The sequence below is a fragment of the Amycolatopsis sp. cg13 genome (genome assembly GCF_041346965.1).
Taxonomy (GTDB): domain Bacteria; phylum Actinomycetota; class Actinomycetes; order Mycobacteriales; family Pseudonocardiaceae; genus Amycolatopsis.
Map to the genome: position 1 here is coordinate 6,698,730 of NZ_CP166848.1, position 11,947 is coordinate 6,710,676.

At 67.3% G+C, this 11,947-nt stretch carries 11 protein-coding genes; 7 read left to right on the forward strand and 4 right to left on the reverse strand.

Going from position 1 to position 11,947, the window contains the following annotated elements; genetic code table 11:
• The first annotated feature begins 28 nt into the window (after window positions 1–28).
• The 4 genes from pdxH (at window position 29) to AB5I40_RS31365 (ending at window position 4,617) form a co-directional block, all read left to right on the forward strand.
• Entirely contained in the window at window positions 29–694 is a 666-nt protein-coding gene (pdxH, locus tag AB5I40_RS31350) for a pyridoxamine 5'-phosphate oxidase (protein WP_370933828.1), read from the forward strand.
• A 607-nt stretch (window positions 695–1,301) separates the two neighbouring features.
• Entirely contained in the window at window positions 1,302–2,597 is a 1,296-nt protein-coding gene (locus AB5I40_RS31355) for an MFS transporter (protein WP_370933829.1), read from the forward strand.
• 36 nt (window positions 2,598–2,633) lie between these two features.
• A complete protein-coding gene (locus tag AB5I40_RS31360) occupies window positions 2,634–3,197 on the forward strand; it encodes a DUF3558 family protein (protein ID WP_370933830.1) in 564 nt (187 codons plus the stop codon).
• A 46-nt stretch (window positions 3,198–3,243) separates the two neighbouring features.
• Window positions 3,244–4,617, forward strand: coding sequence for an APC family permease (locus tag AB5I40_RS31365; RefSeq protein ID WP_370933831.1), 1,374 nt, complete (start codon window positions 3,244–3,246; stop codon window positions 4,615–4,617).
• Here AB5I40_RS31365 and AB5I40_RS31370 read toward each other — a convergent pair.
• Together AB5I40_RS31370 and AB5I40_RS31375 are read right to left on the reverse strand one after the other, a co-directional pair.
• Window positions 4,577–6,205, reverse strand: coding sequence for a thiamine pyrophosphate-binding protein (locus tag AB5I40_RS31370; protein WP_370933832.1), 1,629 nt, complete (start codon window positions 6,203–6,205; stop codon window positions 4,577–4,579). The two genes, AB5I40_RS31365 and AB5I40_RS31370, sit on opposite strands and share 41 nt — an antisense overlap.
• Window positions 6,202–6,990 carry a cyclase family protein gene (locus AB5I40_RS31375; RefSeq protein ID WP_370933833.1) on the reverse strand — a complete coding sequence of 263 codons (789 nt, stop codon included), beginning with the start codon at window positions 6,988–6,990 and terminating at the stop codon, window positions 6,202–6,204. The genes AB5I40_RS31370 and AB5I40_RS31375 overlap by 4 nt, the downstream gene beginning before the upstream one ends.
• 257 nt (window positions 6,991–7,247) lie before the next feature.
• On the opposite strand from AB5I40_RS31375, the gene AB5I40_RS31380 reads away from it, so the two are divergent.
• Complete coding sequence (locus AB5I40_RS31380) at window positions 7,248–8,390, forward strand: aminotransferase class V-fold PLP-dependent enzyme (RefSeq protein WP_370933834.1); 1,143 nt, start codon at window positions 7,248–7,250, stop codon at window positions 8,388–8,390.
• A gap of 9 nt (window positions 8,391–8,399) precedes the next feature.
• The gene (locus AB5I40_RS31385) at window positions 8,400–9,830 is read left to right on the forward strand and encodes an amino acid permease (RefSeq protein WP_370933835.1); all 1,431 of its coding nucleotides are present in this window, start codon (window positions 8,400–8,402) and stop codon (window positions 9,828–9,830) included.
• On the opposite strand, the gene AB5I40_RS31390 is transcribed toward AB5I40_RS31385, so the two are convergent.
• The gene (locus AB5I40_RS31390) at window positions 9,831–10,394 is read right to left on the reverse strand and encodes a TetR family transcriptional regulator (protein WP_370933836.1); all 564 of its coding nucleotides are present in this window, start codon (window positions 10,392–10,394) and stop codon (window positions 9,831–9,833) included.
• An 87-nt stretch (window positions 10,395–10,481) separates the two neighbouring features.
• Here AB5I40_RS31390 and AB5I40_RS31395 point away from each other — a divergent pair, with 87 nt between their 5' ends.
• Window positions 10,482–11,207: an SDR family oxidoreductase gene (locus tag AB5I40_RS31395; protein WP_370933837.1), complete on the forward strand. Its 726-nt coding sequence runs from the start codon at window positions 10,482–10,484 to the stop codon at window positions 11,205–11,207.
• Here the strand turns inward: AB5I40_RS31395 and AB5I40_RS31400 are convergent.
• A complete protein-coding gene (locus AB5I40_RS31400) occupies window positions 11,194–11,946 on the reverse strand; it encodes an MBL fold metallo-hydrolase (protein ID WP_370933838.1) in 753 nt (250 codons plus the stop codon). The genes AB5I40_RS31395 and AB5I40_RS31400 overlap by 14 nt on opposite strands.
• Window position 11,947 lies beyond the last annotated feature (1 nt).

Consider the following 11,947-nt stretch of genomic DNA (forward strand, 5'->3'; position numbering starts at 1 on the left):
TCACCAGGGGTAACGGAGGTTGGGCCGGATGACACCGGAGATCGACGAGGCGGTCGTGCGGCTGCCTGGCATGCGGGTGGCTTACGACAGCGCGCCGTTTGACGAGTCAGCGCTCGCGGCCACGTGGCATGACCAGCTGGAAAGCTGGCTGAGCCAAGCCGTTTCCGAGGCGCTCGCGGAACCCAACGCGATGGTGCTCGCGACCGCCGACGCCGAAGGGCGGCCCTCTTCGCGCACGGTGCTGTGCAAGGGCCTCGACGAGCGCGGGGTGGTTTTCTACACGAACTACACGTCGTCGAAGAGCCACGACCTCACGGCCACGCGCTACGCGTCGGCCACCTTCCCTTGGTACCCGCTGCACCGCCAGGTGACGGTCCGCGGCGAGGTCGAGAAGGTCAGTGCGGACGAGACTGCCGCTTACTGGGCCCAGCGGCCGCGTGGGTCGCAGCTTGGGGCGTGGGCGTCGCCGCAGTCGCGGGTGGTCGAGGGGCGGCGTGCGCTCGATAACGCGCTGCGGAATATTGAGCGCCGGTTTGGTGATGTTGAGCAGATTCCGGCTCCGCCGCATTGGGGTGGGTGGCGGATTCGGCCGGACTTTGTCGAGTTCTGGCAGGGGCGGGAGGACCGGATGCACGATCGGCTTCGGTTCCATCGGACTCATGACGGGTGGCAGGTGGAGCGGTTGGCTCCCTGAGTTTTGCTTGCTTTGGACGCCGTCCCCGGGCTTTGGGTCTGGGGGCGGCGTTTTTGTTTCGGCTCGTCGCCTGGCGGCGACATTGCGCCCGGCGGTGAGGCGGGCACCCCGATTTTTTAGTGTGACTACGGCGCTGGGGTGCTTGTCAAGGCGGGAAAGATGCCTTGACAAGCACCCCAGCGCCGTGTTTTTGGCTTTGTATCGGGGGTGGGGAGGTGTGGGTGCCTCGATGGTTGGGTGCAGCGGCTGCGGTTCCGTGGGGGGTGGGGGCTTGCGCCCCAATGTGGCATTGGGTGCGTCGGATGCACCCAATGTGGCGTTCGGTGCGTCGGATGCACCCGATGCCACATTGGGGCGCGTCGCGGCGGGTGGTGAGCGAGCGGGCGGGCTGTGAAGGGCTCCTTGAGGGAATCTAAGTCCTGCAAGGAGCCCTTCACGGACCGTCGAGGGTCGTGAGGGGAACCCTCAGGGAATCTGATTCCCTCAGGGTGGCCCTCACGGACGTTCCCCGAGTAGTGAGGGCTCATCCCGGCAGGGGTGTGTGCCCAGCAGCGTGCGGGGAAAATCACCTGCGCCCGCTTCGTTAGCGCAACTAAGCTGATAGCTCGTGACTTCAGAACCGGGGATACGCCCGCCCCGTACCGGGGCTCGCAAGCTCCTCGGCCGGATCGTCGTCGATACTCGTCCGCTCAAGATTCCGGCGTTCAGGCGGCTGTGGATGTCCACCGCGGTCACCGCGGTCGGGTCGCAGCTCACCGCGGTCGCGGTGCCGAAGCAAGTCTTCGATATCACCGGATCGTCCGGTTACGTGGGGCTCACCGGCGCGGTCGCGCTCGTGCCGTTGCTCGTGTTCGGGCTGTGGGGCGGGGCGATCGCCGACGCCGTCGATCGGCGGAAGTTGCTGCTTGTTACCAACGTCGGCGTCGCGGTTACCTCCGCGCTGCTTTGGCTTCAGGCGTTCGCCGGGATGCATTCGGTGTGGCTCGTGCTCGGGCTGCTCGCCGCGAATCAGGCATTTTTCGCGATCAACATGCCTACTCGCGGCGCGGTCGTCGCGCGGTTGGTGCCTGCCTCGCTGCTGCCCTCGGCGAACGCGCTCAACACCACGATGTCCACGTTCGGCGCGGTGTTCGGGCCGCTCTTCGGCGGGGCGTTGATCCCGGTGATCGGTCTGTCCACTTTGTACTTGGTGGACGTTTGCGCCCTGGCGATCACGTTGATCGCGGTGTGGCGGCTGCCTTCGATCCCCCCGCTGGGGGAGGGGTCGCGCAAGGCGGGAATCGGGTCGGTCATCGACGGATTCCGTTATCTGGCCAACCAAAAGGTGCTGCTGGCGTCGTTCGTCGTCGACATTATCGCGATGGTCGCTGGCATGCCGCGCGCGTTGATTCCGGAGATGGCCGAGCGGACGTTCGGCGACCCGGCCGGCGGCGGTCCGGCGCTCGGCATGCTTTACGCCGCGCTGCCCGCGGGCGCGATGCTGATCGGGTTGTTCTCCGGCTGGCTGCACCGGGTGCAGCGGCAGGGGGCCGCGGTCGTCATCGCGATCTGCTGCTGGGGCGCGGCGATGGCGGCGTTCGGGCTCGCGCATTCGCTGTGGCTGGCCGTGGTGTTCATGGCGCTCGGCGGTGCGGCGGACATGGTCAGCTCGGTGTACCGGCAGGCGATCCTGCAGACCGCCACCACCGACGAGATGCGCGGACGGCTCCAGGGCGTGTTCACTGTGGTCGTCGCGGGCGGGCCGCGGATCGCCGACCTCACGCACGGCTGGTCCGCGGCGGCGTGGGGGACCAAGGTCGCGGCGACCGGCGGCGGGCTGCTGGTGATCGTCTTGACGGTGGCCTCGCTGGCCGTCCTGCCTGGGTTCTGGCGGTACCGGGCGCCGGTGGAAGAGGGCCACTGACACTCGCGTTACTCCGTTCGGAATAGCATGCCCGATATGCGTGCATATCCGATCGCTCTGCTGATCTCCGCCGCCGCTGTCCTCACCGCCTGCTCTTCTGGCGAGCAGAAAGCAGCCGCGCCGCCGCCCGCAACCAAGGCTCCGTCTTCTCAGCCCTCCTCGTCCGCGCCCGCCGGCAAGGCGTCGGACACCTGCGCTCTGCTGCCGGCCGACGACGTCAGCAAGGCGATCAAGATCCCCGGCATCTCGTCGAAGGCCGGCCCCGCGCACGACAATCCGAGCAACGGCGGCAAGGCCACGAGCTGCGAATACGTCGTCGAGGGCAAGACCGCGGGCGCGCTCGCGGTGACCCGCTACGAGGGTCGCAAGGCCAAGGCCGCCGACATGATCGCCGCGATCAAGAAGGCCAAGCCGGGCGCGGTCGACGTGCCGGGCTTCCCGGACGGCGCCGTTTTCTACACCGACGAGCAGAAGACCGCCACGCTCGCCGCGGCCAAGGTGTCCAATGGCGTTCCGGTGCTGGTCAACTACACCGGACCGGTCAAGATGACCAAGGAAATGATGACCCCGCTCGTGCACACGGCGGTCGCCAAGGCCTGATCGGCCGACTTTCCCTCGAAGTCCGGACAAGGCACACTAACCGCCCATGACGGACGTGAGCGAGGGCACATCCAAGGTCGCCGAGCCGGCGCTGCTGCGGGTCATGGGCCCGAAACTGCTGCTGTTCTTCGTGGTCGGCGACATCATCGGCACCGGCGTGTACGCGCTGACCGGGCAGGTCGCCGGACGCGTCGGCGGCGCGTTGTGGCTGCCGTTCCTGCTGGCGTTCGTGGTCGCGTTCATGACCGCGTTCAGCTATCTCGAACTGGTCGGCAAATACCCGCGCGCGGCCGGCGCGGCGCTGTACACGAACAAGGCGTTCGGGGTGCCGTTCCTGACCTTCATGGTCGCGTTCGCGGTGATGTGCTCCGGGATCACCTCGGCGTCGTCGGCGGCTGTCGCGTTCGGCGCGACCTATCTCGCGGCGTTCGTGAAGCTGCCGACGGTGCTGGTCGGCATCGCGTTCGTGGTGCTGCTGGCGCTGATCAATTTCCGCGGCATCGGCGAATCGGTGAAAGCCAACGTCGTCCTCACCTGCATCGAACTGTCCGGCTTGCTGATCATCATCGGCGTCGGCGTGTGGGCGGTGCTGAACGGCGACGGCGAACCGTCCCGGCTGGTCGAGATCGACACCGCGGACAAGACGTGGCTGGTCGCCATCTCCTCGGCGACGTCGCTGGCGTTCTTCGCGATGGTGGGCTTCGAGGACTCGGTGAACATGGCCGAGGAATGCCATGACCCGGTACGGATTTTCCCGCGCGCGATGCTGTGGGGCATGGTCATCGCCGCGACGATCTACGTGCTGGTCTCGGTGACGTCCTCGCTGCTGGTCCCGGCCGCCGAGTTGGCCGGCGCGAAAAGCGACGCGCTGCTGAAGGTACTCGACGTTGGCGCGCCGGGATTCCCGCGGGAAATCTTCTCCGCTATCGGCCTGTTCGCGGTGATCAATTCCGCCTTGATCAACATGCTGATGGCCAGCCGGTTGCTGTACGGCCTCTCGAACGAACGCGTCCTGCCGCCGGTTTTCGGCCGCGTGCACCCGACTCGCCGGACTCCGTGGGTGTCGATCATTTTCACCAGCGTCATCGCCATCGGGCTGGTGTCCTTTGTGGATATCAGTGCGCTCGGCGGCACGACCGCGTTGCTGCTGCTCGTGGTGTTCGCCATCGTCAACATAGCGCTTCTGGTGCTGCGCAAGGACAAAGTCCCGCACAAGCATTTCCGCGCGCCGACGGTGCTGCCGGTGCTCGCCGCGATCTTCTGCCTGTACCTGGTCAGCCCGCTGTCCGGCCGCCCGGCGCAGGACTACCAGGTGGCTGGCATCCTGCTCGCCGTGGGCGTCCTGTTGTGGGTGGTGAACCTCCTGGTGAAGCGCGCGCTCAGTGGTGCGTCATCGCGGCCTGGAGCCACCAGGCGCTGAATCCGGCGATTTTCGCGTCGACCACCAGCGGGCGACCTAGCCCGGCGGCGACTCGGGTCGCCACTTCTTCGAGGTCTTCCTTGGCGCGGACGGTGACCGCATCGCAGCCGTAGCCGCGGGCGATGGCCGCGATATCGGTGTCCGGGAAGGTGACTGTGTCGGCTGGATGTCCGCCGGGCTCGAAGAAATACACCTCGGCGCCGTAGGCATGGTCGTTGTAGACGACGATCAGCATCGGCAGCTTCAGGCGTACGACGGTTTCCAGCTCGGCGATGCTCATCAGAAACCCGCCGTCGCCGCACGCCGCGACGGGGAAACGGTCCGGCTGGGCGAGTGCCGCGCCGATTGCGGTGGCCAGTCCGAGGCCGATCGACTGGAACGCCTGGGTGAAGCAGAAACCGTTCTCGTCGGGGACGTCGAGGTACATCGTGGGGTAGCCCATGAAGTTCCCGGAATCGACGCCGACGACGCGGTTGGCTGGGATGAGGTCGTCGAGCGCAACGGACAATGTTCGCGGGTCGATCACGTCGGCGGTCCCGGCATCGTCGTGTTCGTTGTCCCGCCAACGGATTTCCCGGGCAATGCGGGTTTTGAGCTCGTCGCTTCGGTATCCATTGTGGACTTCGACCTGTTCAGCCACCGCTGCGGCGGTACCGGCGACATCGCCGACGATGCCGAGGTCGACCGGCCGATTACGGCCCAGCGCGGCGGATTCCAGATCGACCTGTACGAGCGTGGTGTCCGGCGAGAGCAACCGGCCGTGTGCGGTGGTCCAGTCGTTGAGCGCGGACCCCCATCCGACGACGACGTCCGCGCCCTGAATCAGCTCGGTCGTCAGCGGTGACGAAAACCCGCCGGACACCCCGATCGCCCATGGCTCACCAGTGAACAGTCCTTTCGCGACCGCACCCTCCGCGAGCAGCGCACCGCAGCGGTCAGCCAACGCGACCAGTTCCGCCCGAGCTGTCCGGGAACCGCGTCCACAAAGGAACACTGGACGTTCGGCGCGTTGCAGAATCGAAGCGAGCGTCTTCACCTCCGCTTCAGCAGCGCGCGGCTGAGGCAACGGCTCGATGGGGGCCAGATCATCGAGAAGACTCTCCTCGAACGGCTCAGCCTGCACGTCCAGCGGAAGTCGCAAAAGGACAGTCCGCCGATCCCGCCGCGCCTGCGTGAACGCACGCCGCACGTCAGCCAACGCGGTTTCCGCAGACCGCACCAGGATGCTGCTCGCTCCCACCGACCGGGCGAGCCCGTCCTGGTCGATGTGGAAGTTCGACAGCGGATCCGTCGCCTCCCCGGTGACGATGATCAGCGGCGTCCGGCTCTTCGCCGCCTCCCCGATCCCGGTGGTCGCGTTGCCGAGCCCACAGCCCTGGTGCACCGACACCGCCGCGACCTCGCCGCTGCACCGGGCGTAGGCGTCGGCCATCGTGGTCGCGCCGCCCTCGTGCCGGGCCGCGACGAACTCGGCCCCGCCTTGGATCAGGCCGTTGGTGAAGTGGAAATTCCCGCTGCCGACAACGCCGAACGCCTTGCGGACGCCGAACCGGGCCAACGCGATCCCGACGGCCTGTGCGACGTTCACGCCGGCACCACCGCGAGCACCCGCGCCGGGCTGCCGGTCCCGCCGACGATCGGCAGCGGGCAGACCACGACAAGCGCACCGGTCGGCGGCAGCGAGCCGAGATTCTGCAGTGAGGTGATGCCGTATTTGTCCGCGCCGAGCAGGTGGTGGTGCGCGGGCATCGGCGGGTCGAGCGCGAAGCCGTTCCCGGCGTCGATGCCGACGGTTTCCACGCCGTAGCCAGCGATCGGCGTTTCCTCGGCGAGCCACTTCGCCGCTGCCGCCGAAATGCCGGGGGTGTGGCTGGCGCCGTCGGAGAAGTTGAGGAACGCGTCGCGGTCTTGTGCGTACCGATCCCAGCCGGAGTGCACGAGCAGCCAGCCGCCCGCGCGCAACGGACCGTGCTCGGCTTCCCACGCCTGGATGTCGGCGATCTCCAGCAGGAAGTCCGGATTGTCGGCGACGCGCGCGGAGATGTCGAGGACGTGCGCGGGCCCGATCAGCCTGCCGACCGGCAGCTCCGAAACGTCCGCGCCGTCGCGGTTCGAGATCCAATGCCGCGGCGCGTCGAGGTGGGTGCCGATGTGCTCGCCGGTGTGAATGTTGTTGTGCCGCCACAACGGTCCGGAATCGTCGAACTCGCTGACCGATTCGAGGCTGAAGTCGATCAGGTTCGCGAACGGCTCGGGCAGCCGCAGGGTCGGGGTGGCGGCGCTGAGCTTGTTGGTGAGGTCGACGACCTCCAGCCGGCCCTCGGCCAGCTGGGTCAGGAGCTGGTCGACCGCGGTTTCGGCGGGGATGCTCATCGGTGCGTCCTCTCGGTCGCGGGGCGCGCTATTGCGGATCCTTGACGGTCGTTGACAGCGCGGAAGGCCATATCTACAGTACCGGTTTCAGCAGCACTGACGGAATAGCTGTGGAAGATCAGTCAGGGTGAACACGGAGCCTCGACCAGGGCCTCCGGAGCCGCAAGGCCGCCGGGACGGAGCATCGACGCACGGTGCTCGTGCCGTTACGGTGGCGAACGGACCGGTCTCGCCCGCCAGTGACGGAACGGAGTGTCGTGACCGACCAGCCCAGCCCAGCAGCTTTCCGGGCGCATTTCCCTGCCTTCGCCGACTCGGTGCACCTCGCGAGCTGCAGTCAGGGCGCGCTTTCGGACGCGCTGACCGCGGAGCTTTTCGAGTTCCAGCACACGATCCGCGAATACGGGGCGCCGTGGGACAAGTGGATGGTGAAGGTCGCCGAGGCACGGGAACTCTTCGCTCGGCTGATCGGCGCGGACGCGGACGACATCGCCGTCGTGCCGTCCGCGTCCGAAGGGGCGTATCAGGTCGCGTCCACCCAGGCATGGTCGCCGCGAGCGGGAATCGTCACGACTGACCTGGAATTCCCGTCACTGGGCCATGTTTGGCTGGCGCAGCAGGGTCGCGGCGCGGACGTGCAGTTCGTCGCGCAGCATGACGGGCTGATCGACACCGAGGATTACGCCGAGCTCATCACCGAACAAACGCAGCTGGTGTCCGTCCCGTTGGTCAGTTATGCCAACGGTTTGCGGTTCCCGGTGCGCGAAGTTGCCGCGCTGGCCAGGGAAAAGGGTGCGCGAAGCTTTGTCGACGCCTATCAGGGTCTCGGCGTCGAGCCGGTCGACGTCAACGAACTCGGCTGCGACTATCTCGTCAGCGGAAGCCTGAAGTACCTGCTCGGCATCTCCGGGATCGCCTTCCTTTACGTGCGGCCAGGCGTACGCGACGAGGTTTCCCCGCCGCTGACCGGCTGGTTCGGCCGCACGAACCCGTTCGAGTTCGACCCGCGGCACCTCGACTATCCCGAGCATGCCCGCCGGTTCGAGACCGGTACCCCGTCGATCCCGTCCGCGTACGGTGCGGTCGCCGGGCTGAAGTTGTTGCACCAATTGGACGCGCACCGGGTGCGTGACCACATTGGCGGGTTGGCCGGGCAGTTGCAGCAGCGGTTGCTCGACGCTGGGGAGCAGCTCCGGTCCCCGCTGGACGACGCGCGGCGCGGTCCGCTCGTCGCCTTGGCCGACCGGGATCCCGACGCGCTGGCGGCGTTCCTCGCCGGGCGGCGGATCGTGTGCAGTGCCCGCGGCGACGTGCTGCGGATGTCCTTGCACTACTACAACGTCGAGTCCGATCTCGACGCCGTCGTCGCGGCGATCGCCGAGTACCGGGCGAGCCAGTAGGGAGCAGACATGGCCGAGTCCCCGTCCCCGAACCGGTTGCAGCGGAGGCTGCGCAGCAGGCAGTTGACGATGATCGGAATCGGCGGGGCCATCGGCACCGGCCTTTTCCTCGGATCGAGCCTGGCGATCTCGCACGCGGGGCCGGCCGTGGTGCTCGCTTACGTCCTTTGTGGACTGGTTGCGCTGGCGATTTCCTGGGCGCTGGCCGAAATGGTGGTGGTGCATCCGGCCGCGGGCGCGTTCGGCAGCATCGCGCACAAGTATCTCGGCGCGGGCAGCGGATTCGTGGTGCGCTGGGCGTATTGGGCGATGCAAGTGATCGCGATCGGCGGCGAGACGATCGCGGCCGGCGTGTACGTCCAGTTCTGGTGGCCGCAGATTCCGTTGTGGGTGCCGGTCGCGGTGTTCTCGCTGCTGGTGATTGTCGTCAACGGCGCGGCGGTGCACATTTTCGGCGAGTTCGAGTACTGGTTCGCGATGATCAAGGTATGCGCGATTCTGGTGTTCGTCGCGCTCGGCCTGATTCTCGTGTTCTTCGGTCTGCCGAAGGCACCCGCGCCCGGTCTCACAAATCTCAGTGCGGGCGGCGGATTCCTGCCGAACGGAGTGTCCGGGCTGTTGCTGGCCATGGTGTTCGTGCTGTTCAGCTACATCGGCACCGAGGTGGTTTCGGTGACCGCGGCCGAATCCGAGAACCCGACTCGCGACATCCCGCGGGCGGCCCGGGCGATGGTGGTGCGGCTGGCGATCTTCTACGTCGCCGCAATGCTTATCGTCGTATTGGTAGTGCCGTGGACGGTCACCGGCGAGGGCGGATCTATCACCGCTAGCCCGTTCGTCCGCGTCTTCCAAGCCGCTGGAGTTCCCGCAGCGGCAACGATTATGAACTTCGTGGTCCTGACCGCCGCGTTGTCCAGCGCGAACACCAACCTCTACCTCACTACGCGCATGCTGCATTCCCTTGCCGAGCACCGATTCGCCCCGTCCTGGGCGGGACGGCTGACCAGGTCCGGAGTGCCGCGCAACGCACTCGTGCTGTCCACCGCGGGCCTCGTGATCGCGACCATCCTGTCCAAGAATTCCGATTCCAGCGCGTATCTCGTGCTGTTCGGCATTTCGATCTTCGCCGCGCTCGTGGTCTGGATGATCATTCTGGTGACGCACCTGGCGTTCCGGATCCGCCGTCGCCGCGCCGGGCTGCCGCCGTCGCCAGTGCGGTTGTGGGGCGCGCCGGTGGTGAACGTCGTGGTGATCGCTTTCCTTGCCACCGTCCTGATTTCGACGTTCTGGATCGAAGGTCTCGACCCGGCGTGGAAGTTCGGGATTCCGTTCTTCGTCCTGCTGGTGGTGGCTTACCTGGTGCTGCGGGCGACCGGGCGCACGAAGCAGGCCGCGGAAGCGGAATTGGAGGATTCGACGCTGGTACGCGAGAAGGCCTGATCACGGGGTCAGGTGGGCGGTGAGTTCGGCTGCCGCCTCCTCTACCTGAGCCGCGAAATCCGTGTCCTCGGGCTGATCGGACCATCGCTCGAACGCAGTCTGAAAGACCGCGATGCCGACCTGCGCCAGCATCTTCGCGCTCGATTCGGTCGCGCCTCGTTCCCTTAACGCTCCAACGACAGCTTCGGTGACAGCCGCCAGCTTCGTCCGCTCACGTTCCTGCAGTTCCGGGCTAGACGCGATGACCGCACGTCGTTGGGCGGCCTGCGGAACCAGGCCAGCGAACAAATGGCCAGCCGCGACCAATGCGGCAAGCAGTGCTGGAAACGGCGGCAGCGCGGGGTCGGCGCGCCGGACAGCGTCGGCCATCGCGTCCGGGAGCTGCTCCGACCCGGCGAACAACACGTCGCGTTTGTCGGCGAAGTAGCGCGAGAACGTGCGGCGGGTGAGCCCGGCGCGCTCGGTGATCTGCGTGACCGTGGCGTTCTCGTAGCCGTGTTCGGCGAACAGCTCCAGCGCGGCCGCGCGGAGCCGCTCCTTGGCTTCCGGATCCCAGCGCGGCATGCAGCCATCTTAGCAGTGATGACACAGTGGGACATCAGTGCTACGGTTGATGTCTCACTGAGTCATCAACTTCGGGAAGGACTGCTCATGTCTTTGCTTGACCAGCGGGTTGTCGTCATCGGCGGCAGCTCGGGCATGGGATTGGCGACCGCGCGGGCTGCGGCGGAGGCGGGTGCGGCCGTCACGATCGCGGCGAGCGGCAAGGAACGGCTGGACGCGGCGCTTGCCGAATTGCCGGACACCTGCGAAGGATTCGTCACCAACGTACGTGACGACGCGAACGTCGCGGCGCTGTTCGAGCAGGTCGGCACGTTCGACCACCTCGTCTACACCGCCGGCGACGCGCTACATCAGCAGCCGCTCGCCGACCTGTCGCTCGACGACGCGCAGAGCGGGTTCTATGTCCGTTATTGGGGCGTCGTAAGTGCGGTGAAGCACGCCGCGCCGCGGATCCGGCCGGGCGGTTCGATCGTGCTGACGTCCGGGATCGTCGGCGTCCGCCCGATGCCCGGCGCGGCGCTCGCTGCCGGTTCCATCGGCGCGATCGAGGGGTTGGCGCGCGGGCTGGCTGTGGACCTGGCCCCGGTGCGGGTCAACACAGTCCGCCCGGGGCCAGTCCACACGCCGATGTGGGACGCGCTCCCGCAACCGCAACTGGACGCGATGGTCGCAGCGTTCACGGAACGAACGCTGACCAAATCGGTCGGTCAGCCGGACCAAGTCGCGGCGACCAACCTTTACTTGATGGAGAACAGTTTCGTCACCGGTGCCGTGATCACCGTCGACGGAGGGCTCGTGCTTACTGGAAGCTGACCTGCTCGCCGGGCTTGAGCAGGTGCAGCCGGTCTTCGAGGCCAGCCTGGGCGAAAGCCGGGCGGAGGGTGTCCGGGCCCTGGGTGAAATGCGCCCAGTGCTCGAAGTGGAGCGGGACGACCTGGCGCGCGTTCAGGATCCGGGCCGCCTCGGCCGCGCCGTCGCTGGGCAGCGTGAGGTACGCCTCGCCGACCAGCGGAGTTCGCGCCCCTCCCGCGAACAGGACGGCGATGTCGATCCGGTCGAAGCGCTCGGCGATCTGCCGCACGACGTCGAGGGAAGCGTTGTCGCCGCTGACGTAAACGGTCGGCTGGCCTTCGCTTTCGAGCACGAAACCGGTGACTTCGCCGACGAGATGCTCGCTGCCGTCAGGCCCGTGCTGCGCGGGCACTCCGGTGATGCGGACGCCGCCGAGGTCGTAGGACTCCCAGTTGGCCAGCGCCCGAACGGGGTCGCCGATCCGTTCCCTCGCCGAGGCAGTGGACAGGACGAGCGGGGCGGCGAGGGCGTACTTTCGCCCCGCCGCGTCCAGGTTGTCCGGGTGCTGGTCGTGGGAGAGCAGCACCGCGTCCACCTCGCCGACCTCCGCCGCGGTGACCGCGGGACCAGCGGTTTTCGCCAGTGTGCGGCTGCCGATCGGGTAGTCGCCGGGGGCGTCGAAGGTCGGGTCGGTGAGCAGGCGGGTCTCGCCGTACTCGATGAGGGCGGTCGGGCCGCCGACGTACCGGATGCGCGTCATG

Bases quoted from the DNA above. Each gene is read 5' to 3' on its own strand.
- pdxH (WP_370933828.1), top strand. From the start codon at position 29: ATGACACCGGAGATCGACGAGGCGGTCGTGCGGCTGCCTGGCATGCGG.
- AB5I40_RS31360 (WP_370933830.1), top strand. From the start codon at position 2,634: ATGCGTGCATATCCGATCGCTCTGCTGATCTCCGCCGCCGCTGTCCTC.
- AB5I40_RS31365 (WP_370933831.1), top strand. From the start codon at position 3,244: ATGACGGACGTGAGCGAGGGCACATCCAAGGTCGCCGAGCCGGCGCTG.
- AB5I40_RS31375 (WP_370933833.1), bottom strand. From the start codon at position 6,990: ATGAGCATCCCCGCCGAAACCGCGGTCGACCAGCTCCTGACCCAGCTG.
- AB5I40_RS31385 (WP_370933835.1), top strand. From the start codon at position 8,400: ATGGCCGAGTCCCCGTCCCCGAACCGGTTGCAGCGGAGGCTGCGCAGC.
- AB5I40_RS31390 (WP_370933836.1), bottom strand. From the start codon at position 10,394: ATGCCGCGCTGGGATCCGGAAGCCAAGGAGCGGCTCCGCGCGGCCGCG.
- AB5I40_RS31395 (WP_370933837.1), top strand. From the start codon at position 10,482: ATGTCTTTGCTTGACCAGCGGGTTGTCGTCATCGGCGGCAGCTCGGGC.
- AB5I40_RS31400 (WP_370933838.1), bottom strand. From the start codon at position 11,946: ATGACGCGCATCCGGTACGTCGGCGGCCCGACCGCCCTCATCGAGTAC.